Consider the following 20,238-nt stretch of genomic DNA (forward strand, 5'->3'; position numbering starts at 1 on the left):
ACTAACACATTATTTATATGTAATGTATCTAAATTATAATATCTAAATACATTAAAATAAATTTCTATGAAAACTTTATTTTGGGTAACTTTACCCATCCCTCGAAAAAGGGAAATAAGCTTAATTCATACGAAATTTAAACGTAATGTCAAAAATTGTACTTTGTGACATAGCTAAAAATGTAGAATTATTCATTTTAAAAATACAACTTATCTACATTTGAAACATGTCAATCCCATTGTAGAAGATTTGAAATGCATATTTTAAAGTTTAATCTAAGTCTGATTTGGAATATTTTGTCTTAGCCCTCCTTTTCGGGGGATGGGCAAAAACATCCTATTAAGGTTCGCTAACCAGAACCAAATAGACCAGGTAATCCCTAAAACGGTCGTTTACGGAACTATTGTCTTCTAAATTTAAGAAGTGAACATCTTTAAGAAATTATAGGTTAGACAGAATTACTTAGTTTGTCCCTATGAAAAATATCAACACTAATAAATGTGGATAGTTATATATATAACGTCATAAATGCATGATAAAATAAGTACTGATTTAGAAATTATATCTTTAACAATTGAATAGGAGGTCTATTGTGAACACAATTAAAAAATTTTTTTTGAGTTCTATGGTATGTATTTTATTATTCAGTACATTAGGAACAGCTTATGCAGAACAAAATAATCAAGAAACTACATTATCCTTTATCGATGTGCCAAAAACACATTGGGCGTATAAAGAAATGATGTACATGGCTGAAAATAAAATCATTACTGGTTATGGAAATGGATATTTTGGTGCCACGGATCAAATCACACGCGAACATCTTGCAGCCTTTTTATATAGGTACTTAAAACCGCAAGACAGTGCCAATAACCCATTTGTAGATATTAGTGAGAGCAATTTCAAAAAGGAAATTTTGGCACTAACAGCACGTGGTATTTTCAGTGTAAATGCAGAGAAAAAATTCAATCTGAAGAATAACATGACCCGTGCAGAACTTGCTGTCGTGCTTGTAAAGGCATTTGATTTAAAACCGCAAGGAAATGTTGAATTTACGGATATGAAAGGTCATTGGGCCAATGAATATGTGAAGATTCTAGCTGGAAACCAGATAACAAGTGGTACTGGTGACGGCAATTTTAATCCAAATGGATTTGTCACAAGAGAGCAATTTTCCATGTTTTTATACCGTACGATTATGAAAGTAACAGATATGAAAAATAATGAATCGGTCGCAACTTATAAAGAGTATGTCATACAATGGCCGACCATGTTATATAGCGAGCCCTCTTATTTAAAACAAACACAAGATGATATCTATCCACGTACTGTCACTGTAACAGAAGAAAAAGGTAATGGATGGAAGAAAATCAGAACATCCAATGGAGAAGAATGGGTTGCACCAGAAGGTCAAAAATATAACTTACAATCAAATGTAAAAATGTATCTCAAACCTTCAGTAGAGGAAAAGAGTACAGGTGTATTAGGTGCGCAAATGGTAACTTTACTGGATGAGCAACCAGATGGTTGGAAAAAGATTCTTACAGATGCTGGTACGCGCTGGATTGCACCAGAGGGTATAAATTATAAGGTAGAAAACGGACAAACACTTTATTCTACTCCAGATTTTAAAAGTACTGCAGTAGGTAGTATTGCCCCGCAAACTGTAAGAGTTGTTGATGCGCAAGATAATGGCTGGTTGAAAATCAAAACCTATATGGGTGATACATGGATAGCTCCAAAAGGTGTTACATACAATCTAAAACAAAATGTAGCGTTGTATAAGGGACCGTCATTCCTAGCGGGAAAAGAAATGTATGGGTTAATGCCGCAAACCGTAATGTTACTTGAAGATAGGTCTGACGGATGGAAACGAATCAAAACAGCCTATGGAGATCGCTGGATAGTACCAGATGGCGTATCTTATCAAATTACAAAACTCACACAATTGTATAGGGACTATGATTTTAATGAACTTCAAGGAACAATTAATTCAGAAGAAGTTTCTATCATTGGTGAACAGCCAGGTGGTTGGCTCCAAATTAAAAGTTCAAAAGGTAAACATTGGATTGCACCTAATGGTATTAGATATAGAATGACAAAAGATTTAGATTATAAAGCGGTAAATGATTTGATGAGCCCGAGTATTGGCACTATTCCAAAAGGCACTATTGTTACTATGTTCGATGACGATACAATTCTTTGGAATGGTCAATATGTGTATGGATTTTTAACCTTTTTCTCAAGGGAGCTTGCTGAAAAAACAGATTGGAACAAATACACAAGGCAACCTAGCGTATACGCCTCATTATCACAGATAAAGAATGTAGTTACAAATGGATATGACGATGCAATTGTTAAGCAAGAATGGGATGATATAAAGAAGTGGCTATCTGAACCCAAAAATCAAAACAATTTTGATTTCACCATTAGTTTTGATTCTGCAGAATTCGATAAGATTATGGGAGAAGCTAATAAAGAAATCGAACAAGCCAATAAACACTTAAAATCTAGTAATGCAATATTTGACAAGGTGTTTGTTGAAATCAATGCCGCATTACGTGTTACAAATGAAGGAATGCAGCAAATGAATCAAGGAGTTAACCAAGCAAATTCGGCTATGAAAGGCATGAATGAAGGAATTAACCAAGCGAACGAAGGCATGAATGAAATGAATGAAGGCCTGAATGAAATGAACGAAGGGATTAATCAAGCAAATAGAGGCATTCAAGAAATGATTCAAGGCATTAACGAAGCAAATAAAGGTTTACAAAAAGCTAACAGTGCAATAGATCAGTCCAATGCTGCAATTCAACAAATGAACGCTGGGGTACAGCAAATGCTAAATGCCATAAATAAAATGCAACAAGGACTAGATAAGGCAACTAATAGTGTCGATGTATCCGTTAAAGAGATTAATAGTATAATTGACGCACCAACGAAGGCACTAAATTCCGATTTAAAAACAATTCATTTAGATTTTGATTTTTCTAATATCGTACCTACAAGTTCACCAGAGGAAAAATTACGTCAACAACAGCGTGATGAAGCAATGTATAATATACTTGCTTTTATGCCGTTTACAGGTAACTTTGTCTCCCTTGCTGAATTAATCTCGGGTAAAAATTTAAATAGTGATGCTGATTTCCAAGCGTCTGATTATGCATTAAACATGCTAGCTGTTCTCGGCGGTGGCGAAATTAAAGCTGGTGCAGCATTTTTAGGATCGATAAGTAAAGTTACCAAGAGACAAAAATTTACCAACACGAAGATAGATTTATCTTGGCTCGATAAGTTTGGTGATAAATATGCAGCACATGAAGTGACAGGTACTGTTAAAGTGGCTGGACAAACTAAAGATATTAGTAGAAGGGTTTACCGTATGAAAAATATAGACTGGGATTATGTTGCTCCCCCATCCGTTAATAAAAGCGGAAAGTCGAATCTTCAACTAGCTTTAGATGGCGGTGTACCTTTTACAAAGGATAACCATAAAATTGAGTTACATCATTTAACGCAAAAAGAACCTGGAGCAATGGTTGAAATACCAGCCAATAAACATGATGAATTTACTAAAGCGCTGCATGGTTTAGTGGAATCAGGGGAAAGTTTTAGAAACGACAAAGAGCTATATAAACAGTATAATAATTTTAGAAATAACTATTGGAAAATGAGAGTGCAAGAACATTTAGAAGGGAAATAAAAAAATGAATGATAAAATTATTACAATAATTTCCACATATGAAAAAGATGGAGATTTTATGGGTGGTGTAAATGAAGATACGATTCGAGAAGCAGCGCAAATGCTAAACATTACATTCCCAAGCAGTTATCATTGGTTTTTAAAACAGTATGGTAGCGGCGGACTTAATGGAATGGATATACATGGTTGTGAGACAACAGCCGCGGATTCTTCTGTTGTTTACCACACACAATTGTATAGAGAAACATATAACCTACCGGTACAATATATTGTTTTAAATGATATCGATGGTACTGTAACATGCTTAGATACCAATCAAATGAACGATGGCGAGTGCCCTGTTGTCTTTTGGAGTCGTTTTTCAAAGGAACTATATGCCATTACTTATGAAAACTTCAGCGAGTATCTATTAGATTCTTTACAAGAATCTGTAGATAATTTATATGATGAGGATTAATTGATTATAGAATACTAAGAATCGTGATTTAAGTAATGATATATATTTATAAGGTTCATAAAGTTTCATATTATTTTACTACTTTGATTTACAAAGAAAAAACCTGTTATCTCTAAATATAGAGGAAATCGGCTTTTTTTCTATGAAAATTTGCTTAGCGTACGAAATTCGCGTTTTGTTGGTGCTATCCCATCACTATCAAGCTAAGCTTATGCAAAGTCAATTTTAGGCGAGATTATTTCTTTTTTCTAAAGGCTACATGTAGGGAGTTTAAAGATTTGCATACGAAATAAACCCTAACAGGTTTCATTTTTTTGATTTAAGCTGCTTGATTTTCAGACATGGTACAATTGTAAACGACACCTAATATATCAAAGACTGTTTTTTTCTCATACCTATGAGATTTTCGCCCGTTTTGTTGTAAGAGGTTGAACAGGCGAATTTGAATCTTTGATAATTCTTGGGTGTCTTTCTGTATAGCTTGGAAAAGAAGAAGAAAGTAATCTTTTATCATATATATGGCCTTATATTCACTCAGTTCTCGTTTCTTTTTCATAAGAAGTAATTGCCGCATTTGAAACATGGTAGAAGAACAGAGTAGAATGGCAATCAGTTGCCCATACAAATGGCATTCCAATCGTTCTCTTTTTATCTTTTTACAATGATGAATATGAAAGAATGATTTCCACGTTTTAAATAAAATCTCGATTTGCCAACGTTAAGAATACCAATCATGTACTTGTCCCATCGGGACAATATCTGTAGGAGTATTTGTCATATATACATTGATACCGCTAAGTCGTTTACTACGAGCAGAATACTTCATTCCTTTCTTTTTTTCTCTTACAGTTTGATCTTGTAATCGTTTTTGTTGTTGTTCTTTGGTTAGTCGATGAACAATCACACGGGTTGGTACTTTATCAGTCATTCCTACATAAGCGTTGGATATTTCACATGTTTGTCCTGGTTGAAGAGAGTTCATTAAGACCTCCATATCTATCTGTATATACTCTGTACCTTTCTTGATTCTTCCATCTTGAAAATAATCAGGAGTGGGATTTTTTTGATAAATACGTGTATTTGATTTAATACGAGAGATATAGTAAGCCTTTTTATCTTGTATATGTTGAAGATCTTTCAAGTGAAAATAACCTAAATCACGGATACATAAATCATTCGCTGTCACAGTTGGGGCACATAGAGAACCATAGGTTCGATCATGTTGTTTACCTGGGCCTGTATGAATATGAAGGAACTGTCCACTTAATAAATCATACTCAAGCTGAATCTTCACCCCAGCTGTATGGCTGCATCCTCCTGCACCTGGATAAACAGATGAAAATACATCGGGAAGTTGAAAGGCAGTTGAATCTAGGATACGAATACGTTTGAAAATAGAAGCGTATGGAGAAGTGAGCATCTTAGTTGAAGATAACTTTTGGTTGAGAAGTTCGGCTAACACTTGTTGTAGGAATTGCACGGCTGTGGCATTAAATCGTTGATTCAGTCCTTCGGGACTGATGAGCACTTCTGTTGATGCTTCTAAACAGCTACATAAATGAGTTAAAGAGGTTTTAGCGACTTTTTGACTGATCCATACACATAAAGCGACTAAATCTTTTGCTTGTTACTTACTGGTTCTTTGCACAAAACCAACATTTCTAGCAAGATCTCGTAAGAAATTTGGAGATAAGAAGTTTTGAATTTCTTGAGCAAATAGTTGTAATTCATCAGATACAGAAATAGACATACAAAAACGCCATCCTTTCCTATGATTCTACAGAAAGAATAGCGTATTTTTTCATTTTAGGGGGGATTTTATTTTGTTAGCTTGATAGCGATGTGGCGCTACCCCAGTATTTCTCCATTTCTAAACCTCTTCCTGAGGCGGTTTTAAAGCTAAAATTGCGCCAAAATACTGTGAAGCAGTAGTAAACGTAATAAACGCACAAAGCTCACTAATTTCTACGTCAGAAAAATACTCTTTTAAAAGATTAAACGTAGCGTCTGATATATCCCCTTGTTGCTTTAAAAACACCTCTGCAAAGCCAACTGCAATAGATATTTTATTATTGAATAAATGGGGTTCAGGTTTTCCTTTTGCTTTACAATACTCACAACCATTACTTTGTGCTAAAGTTCTCCTTACTTGTTCTTTTAACTGAGAGGATAAATTCCCATCTTTCTCCAAAATTCCTTCCAATTGGGTCCATCCGTCCAATACATCTTTGTTATGTCCTAAAAGTTTTTGAAAAGGGGTCTCGCCGAATTTAGACTCATTAATTCTTGTCATAGTTAATACCTCCTGTTAATATTTATAATATCAAATAAATTTATTCCATCACATTAAATTTAAAACTAGTTTCCTGTTAATTTTTAAACAAATTAATGAAAATCGGAGGGTTTTCCTTAAAAATGAAAATAGATGATATTGATAAAAAAATATTAGAAGAATTAAGCAAAAATAGTCGATTATCAATGAGTGAACTTGGAAGAAGAGTCAATTTGTCTTCTCCATCTATAACAGAACGGGTACGACAAATGGAGTCATTCGGAATAATAAAGAAGTACACCTTAGAAGTCGATTATGAAAAATTAGGACTTCCTATCCAATGTATAATAGAAGCAACCGTTAAAAACGGAGACTATAATTCTTTTAAGAAATATATTGAGGGTTTGCCAAATGTAGAGTTTTGTTATCGAATTGCTGGAAACGCTTGTTATATGCTTAAAATGCAATTTGATACTTTTGCTAAAGCAGAAGTATTTATTGAAGCTGTAAATCCATATGCCCATACTGTAACACATTTCATTTTTTCTCAGGTCCAGACGAAATTAAGAATCAATTCAGACTGACTTTTATAATGGTTGTTAAACTATTGTCTAGTTAACTTAAGCTATCATTATCAGTAGTCAACGATGCATAAAATTTTCGTTTTGGGGGTAATTAAAAAATATTAGCTTGATAGCGATGTGGCGGTACCCCTCATAGCTACATTTTGGCTCACCCATACACATAAAGCTATTAAATCTTTTGCTTGGTACTTACTGGTTCGTTGTACAAAACCAACATCTCTAGCAAGATTCCGTAAGGTATTTGGAGATAAAATACTTTGAATCTCTTGAGCAAATAGTTGTAATTCATCAGACACAGAAACAGACATAAAAAACGCCATCCTTTCCTATGATTCTACAGAAAGAATAGCGTATTTTTTCATTTTAGGGGGCATTTCTTTTTATTAACTTGATAGCGATGTGGGGGACCCCTATATGTTTTCGTTGACAAAACAGCATTGTCAAATGCAGACGAAGGCCTACGGGAAAATTTCGGCTACAGAACGAGAATAAAGTTAAAAGACGCCGTTGCGCAGAGTGGCTTGCAAGAATACGGCAAAACAACCATAAGATACTTCACATCAGACAATAAAACAGAAATTGAATTTGAATAAGCATTCCTGCAGGAGTGCTTATTTATTTTATTTGCAGGAAATTATCACCATTTGTCGAATTATATAAGCTGAAGGGTGATAGAAATGAGTCATAGAAATCTTTTTATGCTGGCAATGAATACGTAAAATCAAAAACATTCACTTATAACGGTTAATAGGAGGCATTATCATGAAAAAATTAGCTACAATTGCGTTGACTGGTGCGTTAGCTTTAGGCGGTTTAACGGTTATGAATTTAGATACACCAAAGGCACAAGCTGAGGAATGGGATGGCTGTCATTATATCTGTGGTCCTGGCGAAACAGTAAACGATGTTACGGTTAAAATACATTCTACACAAGTTACTTTTGGTAATAGCTTAATTGCAAGAATCACGAATGACCGAGCTGAAGAAATTCATTACAATGTCAGCATCGAAAAGAAAAACGAAGATAGCTGGGGAGAATTTGAAACTAATTTCAAATGGAACAATCAGTGGGTTCCAGCTGGCTCATATGATGAAATTTCAACTTTCACAGGATATGGCGATGATGTTTATGAAAATGGCACATACCGATACAAAGTTGAAGTTGTAAGCGCAGATGGTTCTATTGATACAATTTACACAGCAGGAATGACAGTTACAGGGCGATAACTCATGACTGAGCTTTATTATTTATGATTGTATCTTCGATAATATCATTGATAATTGCGTTGATATTATTATTAAAATAAGCTCTTCGGATCTTATTTTTTTTATATAAAAATTGAATATTAATATTCTATTATTGAGTTTTATCCTCTGTTCATAAACATAAGATTTTCTGGACAGATGTCTTTTAACGTACAGAAAACACTTAAGATGCGTCCGATTTGTGTCTAAACGTACAATTTTCCCGAAATGGTATGGTGAGACCATGCCCATCAACTTAAGAATTTGCTTTACCCCCAAGTGTAAAAAAAACGCCATCCTTTCCTATAAGGAAACAGAAAGAAAGCGCATTTTTTCATTTTAAGAGGTATTTTGTTTGATTGATAGTGATGTGGCGAGACCCCTACTAAAAAAAAGGATCTGATATTCATATCAGATCCTTTTTCACTATGTATAATTATTTTACTGCTACTTTTAATTCTTTTCCGGCTTTAAAAGCAGGGACTTTAGATGCAGCGATTTGCATTGCTTCACCTGTTTGTGGATTACGTCCTGTACGTGCAGATCTTTCACGCACTTCAAATGTACCAAAACCAAGAATCTGTACTTTCTCTTCATTTGCAAGCGCATTTGTTATAGCACCTAATACAGCTTGTGTTGCTGCAGCTGCATCTTTTTGTGTAAGTTCTGCTTTTTCTGCTACCATTTTTGTTAATTCGGTTTTATTCATTTTTTGCACCTCTTTGCATGTAATAAGAAATTATTATAACGTACCTACGTTTCTCATGTAAATAAAGATATATAGAAAAAGCCCTAGCAAGAGCTAGGGGCAATTCTGTGTAATAGTAGTACCAGAGAAAAGGATTTCATCACATAATGGATATTTCGATATCTATATTAAACAATATAAAGTGATGTTTTAATTATAATTTTGTTAATGTTTTCTCATTTTCGTTATGGGGGCATTTAAGAATCTTAGCTTGATAGTAATGTGACGGTACCCCTATATCTTTTATTACTTAGTAATTTAAGATATGCGCTCTTCTTATCAAGCCCTTACGGGCTCAATGTATATTTAACATTGCGGGTGCTTTTTTCTTTGCTATATAAAAGTTATATAATAAATAAGAAATTTAACCACGCGGACAATTGTCATCCTCATCTCATTGATTCATAATTAAAATATTTAAATAAGCGCTTGTCTAATTTTCCATAACTGTTTTCTTCATCATAAGTAAAAAAATATAAGAAAATTTCATTTACATATATTCATGAATTATATTTAGATATAATATGAAATTCATTTTCTTATAGTTAATTAATCTTAAACATAAATATATACCTTTCTGTAAGAATCCTACATTCTTCTCTATTTACCTATACTTATAATTTTTACAAATTATTATGAAATATATATTTATTTAAAGTGCTTTATTCAAAATGTATAATTGGAGTTTTTATGGAGTCAAGGCGGTTGTTTGTTCTCTTTTCTTAATTCACATAATTTTCAAATATAATAATTTCGTATGGTGAGATTTGTTATATAATGAAATCAAGCCATATGTAAGATGGTTTCCCCGTTACGAGTAATGAGATAGTTTGATTCACCTTTTATACATTATCTGAAAAAGAACTTGTAGGAATCCCTACAAGTTCTTTTTATTTTGGAAGGGGGAAGAATTCGATTGTCACCCATCTATATTTGTAATACAATTCAAAATCAAATGATTTATTCACTCTCAATTACGAATACTCTCTTGTAATGGAAGGGTAATAAGTTCCCCAAATTCTTTAGTAAGCTGAGGCTTATCTTTAATTACTTGCCTTTTAAATGCTGTAAATGGAGAACCTGAATGTAATTTATTTTTTATCTGTAAAAAATAATAATCTTTTAGAGTAGATTCTTCACTATAAAAATAGTCCTTTAGTAAAGTATAAAATTCTAACATCTCTTCTATTAAAGAACCTCTAATAGAGGCAGCTTCTATATGCTTTAAAGGTGTACTCCCATTATACACTTTATTTAGCAACTCTACCGTTTGATTTGTTCGTTCTCCTTGGTCAATAGCCTCTATAGATACATCAGAAAAAGGGATTGCTTCTACCTTAAATTTTATCTTATTTTCCACATCATCTTTTGGATCCGTACAATTCAAGATATTATCATATATATCTAACTTTATATTATTACAATGTGCACAAGACCAAAAAAGATTATCCCATGAATACTTTAAATTAGTATCTCCTCTGTGAGGTATAAAATGCTCTACATTTATACTAGTAAGATTTTTAGATTCACAGATATAACATTTATTATGAAAATCTTCTTTTAATTTATCCAAAATATTCTGATGTCTATAACTACCACTCCCTCTCTCTCTTACTTTTTTTAGTTCTTTAGGCTCTGACTGAGATTTATTAATTAATATCATCATTTTCACCACATAAAATCATATTTAACTCTACTTCTGCCAATTTCATTTGTAGTTCTTTTGACAGATTTTTCGGAACTTTAGAAAAATCTTCTTTCAATTTTGTAAACTTTAATGATTCCTCATATGACAATGATTTTTTGTTTTCACTAAGTCTTTGATACTCCTTTAATTTCTCTTTTAACAAATATGAATATTGATCAATCTCAAAATAACCCTCTAGTATTGCCTGAAATGGAAACAAAGCTAAATCATTTAAAAGTATACCTTTTTCTAAATCATAAACAACAGTATTCTCAATTGAATTGATGACGAAAGGTGAATGTGTTGTGACTATAAATTGAATATTAGGGAATAAATCCGTTAAAAATCTTAATACTTTTTTTTGTAGACTAATATGTAGATGAACATCTATCTCATCTATTAATACTATTCCTTGTATATCATATAGTGGTGCATTAGCACTAAGCATTCTAATAATAAGCTCTGTTACAATGTGCAATAAAGACGAATAACCACTGGATAATGTATTTAATGTATATGGATCTTTTCCTGGTTCTCTTACTATAAAATTATAATTTGCATAATCAAATGCTAGTTCTAAATTATCATTTTCAAATATCATTTTCAAACTTTGTTCTAAACGTTTAAACCATTTTTCAATATCGTTAGCAATATGAATGTCACCAGCCTGTTGAGCAAACATTTGCTGTGCTTTTAAGTCTACTAAGTATTTAATAAAAATAGCATTAGTATTTGAACTAATTTCCCTTGTTGGTTTTAAATCTGTTTTTTGAATACCCTCTGGAATATCCATTTTAGAATATCTGGTAGCATTAAAATAAAAAATTACATACTTACCACTCTCATAATAATCATCTAAGTTTAAAATTGTATTGAATAACGGCTTTACTTTTCCTTCATACTTTTCTATACCTTCTTTATTATTATGTATATAACGTCTCTGATCCCTAATTGCCATTAATATTGACTCATCATTTGGATCTTCTTTTAACCTTTCTTTCAGACGATCTATTTCCGCTTCGTGAGTTTTTATATGATCATGGTAACGACTAATCATTTGCACCGAACTCGTTTCCACTACTTTAAAATATTCTAAAATACCTTCTAAAAAAGACGTTTTACCCGATCCATTTTTTCCAGTTAAAATTAAATGCTTTCTAATTTCGCTAGAAAGTGGGATAGAAATGTCCTTTAAATGCCTAATCTTTTTAATATGTAATTGTTTCAAAAATATGTCCACCATGAAATTCACACTCCTCTTTTTTATAAAACACTAATATGATCAATGCGTATTAGTTTAAAACTTATTAAGACCATATATAGAATAACATTATTTTGAATTAAGACCATAATAATAGATAAGTTTTCTTTTGGTCCCACTCACTTCAAAAGGTACACCTTTTGAAGTATATTAAAACCTACTTGATTCATTACTTCTAAAGGTCAAAAAAGATACTTTTGAAGCACTAAATAATTAATGACACCTTTTGAAGCATTTTTGGTATAATTTCATTAGAAACATTTTTGAAAGGATGTCTATTTATTTTGAATACAAGGAAATTTGGATATATAAGGGTTAGTAGCAAAGATCAAAATGAAGATCGGCAGCTCGAAGCAATGAAACAACTCATCACTGACGAACGAGATATTTTTATCGACAAACAAAGTGGAAGAGATTTTAATCGTGATCAATATCAACTCGTAAAACGTATGTTAAGAAAAGATGATATTTTATATATTCATTCCCTAGATCGTTTCGGCAGAAATAAAGAAGCTATCCTTCAGGAGTGGAAAGATATTACTCAAAATATTCAAGCTCATATTGTCGTATTAGATATGCCACTTTTAGATACAACTCAATATAAAGATAGTTTAGGAAATCTTATTACTGATTTGGTACTCCAAATCTTGTCCTGGCTTGCTGAAGAAGAGCGGACAAAAATAAAAACTCGCCAACGTGAAGGCATTGAGGCTGCAAAGAAAAAAGGAAAGCATTTGGGTAGACCCAAAACTGAAATAACACAGGAATTTATCGATACATATAACGATTGGAAAGATGGAAAAATCACAGCGCTATACGCCATGAAAAAGTGCAATATGACAAGTCCTACATTTTATAGAGTTGCCAAAAGGTATGAGGATAAGGAGTGGAAAATATAGCATGACTACAAAGGAGACCCAAAACACACTGCAAGGCTTCTCTTCTTATTTATTAAATAAAGGAAGAAAGCCTTCAACAATTAAACGATATATCTATGATATAGAAAGTTTCGTTCAATGGCTGCACCAATCAGAAAAAATTACTGAAAACAATCTTTTTGGCTCACTCTATGAAAAAGATTTTGAAGCCTTTTTCAAATATTTAAAAGAAGATCGGCAGTACTCCGATAAAACGATACACCGCATATATATTGTTTTGAATAGGTTGTACGAATACTTAGATTTACCAAGCCCCATTGAAGGGGGGATTCATATAAATCCACCTAATCGGGCATTACGTAAGGAGGATTTCGTTTCTTTCCAGGAAGGGAAACACTTAAAAGAAGTTATTTCTTCACTAGAAGGCCTTACAGAAAAACAACAATCCACACGCCCGATGATCTTAGAGCGGAATATTTCTATCGTTACATTACTCCTGGATTATGGATTATCTTTAAAAGAGCTTGTTTCTTTACGAATGATACATGTTCATTTCGAAAATGATACTTTATCCATTCTTGAAGGATCAAAAATAAACAGGAGCATTCATTTGAAGGAAGAAGATAAATTACACCTATACAATTATTATAAAATTATCCCTGAACCTGTACGCCCTAAATATCACAGTAATGATCCACTATTTGTTGCTTTTGATTTTACACGTGGGACATATCATTGGAGTTATGATAATGATGCGCCAAAATTTCTAACCGAAATCTCAATACAAAAAATGATTCGTTTAGAAGTGAAGCGTGCTAATCTCCGAAAGGGAATTTCTGCGCAACATTTTCGAAATACTTATATTTTAAGAAGAATTCAAGGGAACAATGCCCCTGAAAAAATCATGCAGCAAATAGGATTTAAATCTAATTTATCCTTAAAAAGATATTACGATTACTATAAACGCTCCGTAGCAAATACAGACTCACGTCTATCATTTAATATGTAATTTTTACATATCTGCATAATTTTAATGAATTAAATGAAAAATCATATTATGTTCATGAATATATTTATGAGATAGAACAACTAGGTCCATCAAAATTGAAACCTGGCACTCACTAACAGAAGAAATAAAAGCCTTAGGCATTAGGATATCGACATCTTTCAAATTCAAATGATAGAAATAGATCCAAATAAAAAAGGAAAGATTGATTTGCAAAATCAGTCTTTCCAAAAGTAAAAAGAGTTCATCCAAGTGTTTAGATTTATAGCATAATAGTAGATTCCATTAGGAATCTACTATTATGCTATATTTTTCTTCATATAATTGCTCCAGAATCATATTTCCTATTATTTTCCCCTTTAAATTAACTCTAGAAAATATAATTTGGTGTCTAATATTTAAAAAAATTTATTGTGATATTAAAAATTGTTTTTAAGATAAGTATTTTTTATAAGTTTAATAGATTCACATTAAATTTAACCAATTAGAGATTTTGAGTCATTCATATCCGGTGCAGCTGCGCTTCTTGGCTCTGGATCATTCATAACTGGTGCAACTGCACTTCTTGGTTCCGGATCGTTCATTGCAACTGCGCTTCTTGGCTCCGGGTCATTCATAACTGGTGCAACTGCACTTCTTGGTTCCGGATCATTCATTGCAACTGCGCTTCTTGGCTCTGGGTCATTCATAACTGGTGCAACTGCACTTCTTGGTTCCGGATCATTCATTGCAACTGCGCTTCTTGGCTCCGGGTCATTCATAACTGGTGCAACTGAACTTCTTGGTTCCGGATCATTCATTGCAACTGCGCTTCTTGGCTCCGGGTCATTCATATAAGATACTGCTTGATCTGAAATGAATTTCCCTGAAACAATAGTACTTACTGCTGCAAAAGTCAAAAATACTTTTTTAAATTTATTTAGTTTATTCTCTTTTTTTAATTTCTTCATTTTTAATTCCCCCTTGTTTGCCTACGTACATTATCTAACGAGCATAGGGGGTTAGGTAATCCGTTAAATTTTATTTACCTGCTGTAAATAATGTTTTTAACAAGGTTTCCGAAAATAATTCTACCTCTAAATGTGTAGGACGTAGCTAAATGAACATGAAAGAATGTTTTTCGGTGGACTTACGCCAAAGTGGTTTGCAATCATCTAACTATTCGTGATAATTCCCTCTTACATATTGTTCTTTGAAAACTGAAGATAAGAGGCTGGTACGAAAAATGATTCATACCAACCTCTTATCTTCAATCACTCTCCACTATACCAAAAGAACGAAAACCCAGCCTGAACGTTGCTATAAATAAGGCAATCACAATCACTAAAATACGGTGGGTTCTTGACAAGGACGTCATGTACTTTTCGTGTGTATACACTAAACGTCAGTGCGACGGGATTAGCTGGAATAAACTTGTACCTTAGAAGGGGTATCGCCACATCGCTATCAAGCTAAGCTTATGCAAAGTCAATTTTAGGCGAGATTGTTTCTTTTTTCTAAAGGGCAAGTGTAGGTGATTGAAAGATTTGCATACGAAATAAACCCTAACGGGTTTCACTTTTTTGAATTAAGCGGCTTGATTATCAGACATGGTACAATTGTAAACGACACCTAATATATCAAAGACCGTTTTTTTCTCATATCGATGAGATTTCCGTCCGTTTTGCTGTAGAAGATTGAACAGACGAAGTAACACCTTTGATAGCTCTTGGGTGTTTTTCTGTATAGTTTGGAATAGAAGAAGAAAATAGTCTTTAATCATATATATGGCTTTATACTCACTAAGCTCTCGTTTTTTCTTCATGAGGAGCAATTGGCGCATTTGAAACATGATAGAAGAACAGAGTAGAATAGCAATCAATTGACCATATAAATGGCACTCTAATCGTTCTGGTTTTATCTTTTTACAATGATGAATTTGAAAGAATGACTTCCACGTTTTAAATAAAATTTCGATTTGCCAACGCAAAGAATACCAGTCATGTACCTGTCCCATCGGGACAATATCTGTAGGGGTGTTTGTCATATATACATTGATACCGCTGAGTCGTTTACTACGAGGAGAATACTTCATTCCTTTCTTTTTTTCTCTTACAGCTTGATCTTGTAATCGTTTTTGTTGCTGTTGTCATTCATTTATCAGAAGGCTGGTATAATAGTGCAAGCAATACATTCATAACTATGTCTATTGCTTATTTAGCAGCATCACTTTTAGTATGGCGGTTCATTCGAACAGAAACTAAAACATAATTCAATAACAGTATTAAACTATTTCTTAAATATTTATATTATAGGTGCTAACCTAATGCTCATCAAATCAAGAAAAAAAGCCATCCCAAAAATGATAAAATAGGCTTCTTTGTTACAAGGAAGCCTGAAAATTTCGTTCTAGGGGTGACCTGTTTTCTTAGCTTGATAGCGATGTGGCGGTACCCCATGTCCATCAACTTAAGCATTTAGGCTATTTTTAAAGTTAAAAGCACGTTACTATTCTTTTATATTAAAGAGAAAGAGTGACGTACTTTTTATGCATAATTTCAGTGTACACAATGACATTATTTTTTGCACCAGAACCGGATAAACTACTGGTGTGCTATATTAATCTCCACTTTCCTCGTTATTACAAGCTAATAATGGTTCGTACATCATTATAGCGTGATTCTCCGTTACATATTGATCTTCTACAAACTGTTTCTGTTGGCTATATACTCTACGTTGAATAACATTATGTCGTATATAACCACCCCAGTATGCAGATTGGATTGAGTGTTCTTTTTCATAAACTTCATATTGATAAAGCTGCGGATAGGCTGTTCTCCATTCACCAACTAAATGTTTATCTGTGATATAAAGGTGAAGTTGATACGATTGGTCCGTTTCATTTTTAATTTGTAAGTCCAAGTAGTTATAGGAACAAGTCGCTCCGCTTCCAAACGGCTGGGTCCGCTTGGAATCAGGAAAGACATCAAAGCTATGACGATATCGCTCTGTTACTGTCAGTGGTGTATGTAAGGTCATCCAATATATTAAATTTGAAAGCTGACAAAGCCCTCCTCCAATGCCTGCTTGAAAAGATCCATAGTGTAGTATCATACCTTCTACATACCCTTTTCTCCTAGTAGGCTTACCTATTAAACGCCAGTAAGAGAATGTTTCTCCCGGTCTAATGACGATACCATCTAGCTGTTTAATGGCAATCTTTAAATTTACAACTTTATTCTGTTGATACCACATATCTACATCCTTGAGCTTACGAAGTAGTATCGTTCGGTGCTGAATCGCTGTACAGGGTAACTTTTCTTGTTGTAAAGTTTTTGCGTATGTTTTTCCGTCTGCTAACCACTGGATGTACCTCTTTGTAGAGTAATACCATGTTCCTAGCATAATACGATACTTAGAACGCTGTTTAGGACGTAAGTTCACTATATTCATTTTATTTCCTCTCTCTATCGTTTTCATATTTTGACCTGGTCAATAAAAACTAGAACACAAATTAGATTACACAATCGATTTTGAGTATTGGTAAGGAGTCAATCCATTTAATGCTGAATGGCGTCCCGCCACACATCCATCAACTTGAATATTTAGACTATTAATTAAAAGCGCGTTACTATTCTCTTATATTAATAAGAAAGGGTGACGTGCTTTTTATGAATATGAATCCAACACAAGAGTTGTCTTTATTTGCCGAAGAGTTATATCAATATATGTCTCCTGCTACACTTAATCAATTAGCTATAGAAGCTGGCGGAATGAAACGAAAACGTAAGTGCCATGGGCACCATTTTTTATCTTTATGTGTATGGCTAAATCAACAAATCGCTACTACCTCTCTTACTCAACTTTGTAGTCAATTAGAAGCTTCAACAGGAATTTTATTAAGTCCTGAAGGACTTAATCGACGATTTAACTCTGCCTCTGTAGCCTTCTTTCGAACTGTATTTGCTACACTTCTACAAACTAAAATTGGAGGGTTATCTAAGATTTCTCATTCTCTTTCTGCTTACTTTGAGCGCATTATCATCCTTGATTCTACAACCTTTCAAGTTCCAGATCGATTCGCATCTACTTATCCTGGTGCCGGAGGATGTAGTCATAAAGCTGGTGTAAAAATCCAACTAGAGTATGACTTGTTGAGTGGAGAATTTTCTGATGTGAAAATTGAACCAGGAAAACGAAGTGATCAGGCGTATGGTGCGACTCGAACAAGCCTGACACAAAAGAATGAACTATATATTCGTGACTTAGGATATTTTCGTTTACAAGACTTTAAGTCTATCCAAGAGAAACAAGGATATTATTTATCACGTCTTAAATTACCAACTAAAATATATAGAAAAGAATTCGAAACAGTGGTATTTAAAACAAAACCCTCTCAATCGAGGCCGGTATATATACAAATTCATTTGGAAGACATCATGAAACAATTACAACCTGGCCAGGTGTATGAGTTACATGATGTCTATGTAGGGAGTAAAGACAAACTGCCTACTCGTATTGTGGTTTACAGATGTACGGAGGAGCAAAAACAGAAACGCTTACGTGATCGAGCTATTCGCGAAAAGAAAAAAGGAATTACATATACAGAGCGTACGAAACTTTTACAAGGAATTACGGTATATATGACAAACATTCCTACGGAATGGGTACCAAAAGAGAAAATCTATGATTTATATTCACTGCGTTGGCAAATTGAGCTGTTATTTAAAATATGGAAATCTTGGTTTCAAATTCATCGTTGTAAATCTATTAAACAAGAGCGGTTAGAATGTCACCTTTATGGACAACTTATTAGTATCCTATTATGTTCTTCTACTATGTTTAAAATGAGGGAACTCCTTTTACATAAGAAACAGAAAGAGCTAAGTGAATATAAAGCGATGTACATAATTAAAGATTTTTTCTTACTTTTTCATCAAGCATTACATAAGAACACCCAAGAATTATCAAAGATTCTCCTTCGTCTGTTTAACCTTCTACAGCGAAACGGACGAAAATCTCATCGATATGAGAAAAAAACAGTCTTTGATATTTTGGGTGTTGTTTACAATTATACCACTCCGACTCATCAAGTAGCATAGTAAAAAAATTCAAACCCGTCAGGGTTTATTTGATATGCCTACTTTTATAACATCTATAAACGATAATAAAATACTACGTGAAAAGACCGCATTTTGTATAAAAATATTCCTTAAGTTGATGGATGTGTGGCGGTACCCCTAGAAGCTCCCACTTCAAGCTTTGCTAAGTAGCAAGTAGTTCACTGTTAAATTACTTAGTGTTTTAACTAAAAAGTTCACACAAAAAAAGTAGGCTTACGCCTACCGACATTCATCTCCCACCTAAAATTAGTGTTTCACACCTTCACATTTTTGAGGAAGGAGTCTTTTGCCAGGAAACGATAAATTTAATACATTACATATTGCTTTATTGTCAAATATCCTGAATATGTAATTTTTTATGGATAAAATCTATTATATTATTAATTTTAGATAACCAAATTTAAAATGTGCTTATTCAATATGATTATTATCATATTTATCTCTTAATAACTTTAATTTTTCCCCTTCTTTAATTCCAGCACCTCTTAATAAAGTATATTGTTCGAAATACTCTTCGAATCCACCAGGTGTGAAAATTGAAAGAATTTTAGCTTCTACATTAAAAGGATTACTAAATGCATGAAATGTTCCCTTTGGAACAAATATAAATCCTCCTTCTGATACTTCCACCCAATTCTTATCTATAAGAAAGGTCGCTTTTCCATTTATCACATAAAAAATCTCATGAATTTGTTTATGAAAATGAGGCTTTGGTCCAGTCAATCCTGGAGATAGGGTATACTCTAGTACAGATAGTTGGCCATTAGTCTCTTTCTTAGTTACTTTCAAGTTAACTTTTAAATCCGGAGCTGGTTGAAGAATCTTTCCTTCTCCTTTTTTTAATACATAAGGCGGCACAACAGCCATATAATTTTTCACACCTTTCTTATATAATTTATTAAAAATCCCCCTTTTCAAACCACCCAACACTAGGTGGGAGCTGATTTTTGGTTTGGCACATCCAAAAAATTCCTAATAAACTAGACACATGAAGTTCTTTGATAACTTGATATATAAGTTTGCAGGAACCGAACACCAAGCGGTTCGGTTCCTGCGTAAAATACCAACCGTAAAAAAGAACGTCCAAGCGTTGGACATCTAGGGGTGGAATAATCCGGAGTATAACTCAGGTTTCTTTCTTCGTATAACTGAGAATTCCACACTTCAAAAATCGTTAGAATTTAAGTAGCGGGTAATTCATAATGAGCAATTATATTAATCTTTTCTAAATTGGATTATAGGTTTTATACCATAAAAAAAGATAGAAAGTGAAGACAATGCAGCTATGAGTATTT

General features: G+C 33.3%; 14 protein-coding genes and 5 pseudogenes. 9 read left to right on the plus strand and 10 right to left on the minus strand.

The window, feature by feature from the left end:
- Nucleotides 1–592 precede the first annotated feature (592 nt).
- A complete protein-coding gene (locus JFT89_RS13320; protein WP_201040158.1) occupies nucleotides 593–3,703 on the plus strand; it encodes an S-layer homology domain-containing protein in 3,111 nt (1,036 codons plus the stop codon).
- Between the two features lie 4 nt (nucleotides 3,704–3,707).
- A complete protein-coding gene (locus JFT89_RS13325) occupies nucleotides 3,708–4,160 on the plus strand; it encodes an SMI1/KNR4 family protein (protein ID WP_201040159.1) in 453 nt (150 codons plus the stop codon).
- 319 nt (nucleotides 4,161–4,479) lie between these two features.
- Here the strand turns inward: JFT89_RS13325 and JFT89_RS13330 are convergent.
- Together JFT89_RS13330 and JFT89_RS13335 are read right to left on the minus strand one after the other, a co-directional pair.
- A pseudogene (locus JFT89_RS13330) lies at nucleotides 4,480–5,910 on the minus strand (IS4 family transposase).
- A 120-nt stretch (nucleotides 5,911–6,030) separates the two neighbouring features.
- Nucleotides 6,031–6,453, minus strand: a complete 423-nt coding sequence (locus tag JFT89_RS13335; protein ID WP_201040160.1) for a carboxymuconolactone decarboxylase family protein — start codon at nucleotides 6,451–6,453, stop codon at nucleotides 6,031–6,033.
- 122 nt (nucleotides 6,454–6,575) lie between these two features.
- Between JFT89_RS13335 and JFT89_RS13340 the strand changes: the two genes are divergently transcribed.
- Nucleotides 6,576–7,016 (plus strand): Lrp/AsnC family transcriptional regulator, encoded by a 441-nt coding sequence (locus JFT89_RS13340; RefSeq protein ID WP_201040161.1) that lies wholly within the window; start codon nucleotides 6,576–6,578, stop codon nucleotides 7,014–7,016.
- A gap of 104 nt (nucleotides 7,017–7,120) precedes the next feature.
- Here the strand turns inward: JFT89_RS13340 and JFT89_RS13345 are convergent.
- Nucleotides 7,121–7,324: pseudogene (locus tag JFT89_RS13345) on the minus strand (IS4 family transposase); the annotation flags it as partial.
- Between the two features lie 102 nt (nucleotides 7,325–7,426).
- Here JFT89_RS13345 and JFT89_RS30270 point away from each other — a divergent pair.
- Nucleotides 7,427–7,609 (plus strand): annotated as a pseudogene (locus tag JFT89_RS30270) (hypothetical protein); the annotation flags it as partial.
- A 169-nt stretch (nucleotides 7,610–7,778) separates the two neighbouring features.
- Nucleotides 7,779–8,243, plus strand: coding sequence for an immunoglobulin-like domain-containing protein (locus tag JFT89_RS13350; protein ID WP_002151047.1), 465 nt, complete (start codon nucleotides 7,779–7,781; stop codon nucleotides 8,241–8,243).
- Nucleotides 8,244–8,697: 454 nt separating this feature from the next.
- On the opposite strand, the gene JFT89_RS13355 is transcribed toward JFT89_RS13350, so the two are convergent.
- The 3 genes from JFT89_RS13355 to JFT89_RS13365 form a co-directional block, all read right to left on the minus strand.
- Complete coding sequence (locus JFT89_RS13355) at nucleotides 8,698–8,970, minus strand: HU family DNA-binding protein (RefSeq protein WP_201040162.1); 273 nt, start codon at nucleotides 8,968–8,970, stop codon at nucleotides 8,698–8,700.
- A 1,009-nt stretch (nucleotides 8,971–9,979) separates the two neighbouring features.
- Nucleotides 9,980–10,675, minus strand: coding sequence for an HNH endonuclease (locus JFT89_RS13360; protein ID WP_201040163.1), 696 nt, complete (start codon nucleotides 10,673–10,675; stop codon nucleotides 9,980–9,982).
- Nucleotides 10,659–11,924: an AAA family ATPase gene (locus tag JFT89_RS13365; protein ID WP_201040164.1), complete on the minus strand. Its 1,266-nt coding sequence runs from the start codon at nucleotides 11,922–11,924 to the stop codon at nucleotides 10,659–10,661. The genes JFT89_RS13360 and JFT89_RS13365 overlap by 17 nt, the downstream gene beginning before the upstream one ends.
- Nucleotides 11,925–12,241: 317 nt before the next feature.
- Here JFT89_RS13365 and JFT89_RS13370 point away from each other — a divergent pair, with 317 nt between their 5' ends.
- From JFT89_RS13370 to JFT89_RS30275, 3 genes and pseudogenes are all read left to right on the plus strand, one after another.
- Nucleotides 12,242–12,856, plus strand: coding sequence for a recombinase family protein (locus JFT89_RS13370; protein WP_201040165.1), 615 nt, complete (start codon nucleotides 12,242–12,244; stop codon nucleotides 12,854–12,856).
- Between the two features lies 1 nt (nucleotide 12,857).
- Nucleotides 12,858–13,844, plus strand: a complete 987-nt coding sequence (locus JFT89_RS13375; RefSeq protein WP_201040166.1) for a tyrosine-type recombinase/integrase — start codon at nucleotides 12,858–12,860, stop codon at nucleotides 13,842–13,844.
- Nucleotides 13,845–13,855: 11 nt separating this feature from the next.
- A pseudogene (locus tag JFT89_RS30275) lies at nucleotides 13,856–14,078 on the plus strand (hypothetical protein).
- Between the two features lie 239 nt (nucleotides 14,079–14,317).
- On the opposite strand, the gene JFT89_RS13380 reads toward JFT89_RS30275, so the two are convergent.
- The 3 genes and pseudogenes from JFT89_RS13380 to JFT89_RS13390 all read right to left on the minus strand — a co-directional run bounded on the left by JFT89_RS13380 (nucleotide 14,318) and on the right by JFT89_RS13390 (nucleotide 17,273).
- On the minus strand, nucleotides 14,318–14,791 hold the full coding sequence (locus tag JFT89_RS13380) for a hypothetical protein (protein ID WP_201040167.1): 474 nt from the start codon (nucleotides 14,789–14,791) through the stop codon (nucleotides 14,318–14,320).
- Nucleotides 14,792–15,408: 617 nt separating this feature from the next.
- A pseudogene (locus JFT89_RS13385) lies at nucleotides 15,409–15,969 on the minus strand (IS4 family transposase); the annotation flags it as partial.
- A gap of 470 nt (nucleotides 15,970–16,439) precedes the next feature.
- Entirely contained in the window at nucleotides 16,440–17,273 is an 834-nt protein-coding gene (locus tag JFT89_RS13390; protein WP_016119196.1) for a VanW family protein, read from the minus strand.
- Nucleotides 17,274–17,491: 218 nt separating this feature from the next.
- On the opposite strand from JFT89_RS13390, the gene JFT89_RS13395 reads away from it, so the two are divergent.
- Nucleotides 17,492–18,922 (plus strand): IS4 family transposase, encoded by a 1,431-nt coding sequence (locus tag JFT89_RS13395; RefSeq protein WP_201040168.1) that lies wholly within the window; start codon nucleotides 17,492–17,494, stop codon nucleotides 18,920–18,922.
- A 432-nt stretch (nucleotides 18,923–19,354) separates the two neighbouring features.
- Here the strand turns inward: JFT89_RS13395 and JFT89_RS13400 are convergent, their stop codons facing one another.
- A complete protein-coding gene (locus tag JFT89_RS13400) occupies nucleotides 19,355–19,822 on the minus strand; it encodes a cupin domain-containing protein (protein ID WP_201040169.1) in 468 nt (155 codons plus the stop codon).
- Nucleotides 19,823–20,238: the final 416 nt, after the last annotated feature.

This window comes from Bacillus sp. TH25, from assembly GCF_016650935.1.
In the GTDB taxonomy this organism is placed as follows: domain Bacteria; phylum Bacillota; class Bacilli; order Bacillales; family Bacillaceae_G; genus Bacillus_A; species Bacillus_A mycoides.

Excerpts from the sequence above, each read along its gene's own strand:
- JFT89_RS13395 (WP_201040168.1), top strand. The coding sequence starts at position 17,492 with ATGAATATGAATCCAACACAAGAGTTGTCTTTATTTGCCGAAGAGTTA.
- JFT89_RS13390 (WP_016119196.1), bottom strand. The coding sequence starts at position 17,273 with ATGAATATAGTGAACTTACGTCCTAAACAGCGTTCTAAGTATCGTATT.
- JFT89_RS13375 (WP_201040166.1), top strand. The coding sequence starts at position 12,858 with ATGACTACAAAGGAGACCCAAAACACACTGCAAGGCTTCTCTTCTTAT.
- JFT89_RS13335 (WP_201040160.1), bottom strand. The coding sequence starts at position 6,453 with ATGACAAGAATTAATGAGTCTAAATTCGGCGAGACCCCTTTTCAAAAA.
- JFT89_RS13380 (WP_201040167.1), bottom strand. The coding sequence starts at position 14,791 with ATGAAGAAATTAAAAAAAGAGAATAAACTAAATAAATTTAAAAAAGTA.
- JFT89_RS13325 (WP_201040159.1), top strand. The coding sequence starts at position 3,708 with ATGAATGATAAAATTATTACAATAATTTCCACATATGAAAAAGATGGA.
- JFT89_RS13355 (WP_201040162.1), bottom strand. The coding sequence starts at position 8,970 with ATGAATAAAACCGAATTAACAAAAATGGTAGCAGAAAAAGCAGAACTT.
- JFT89_RS13350 (WP_002151047.1), top strand. The coding sequence starts at position 7,779 with ATGAAAAAATTAGCTACAATTGCGTTGACTGGTGCGTTAGCTTTAGGC.
- JFT89_RS13360 (WP_201040163.1), bottom strand. The coding sequence starts at position 10,675 with ATGATGATATTAATTAATAAATCTCAGTCAGAGCCTAAAGAACTAAAA.
- JFT89_RS13340 (WP_201040161.1), top strand. The coding sequence starts at position 6,576 with ATGAAAATAGATGATATTGATAAAAAAATATTAGAAGAATTAAGCAAA.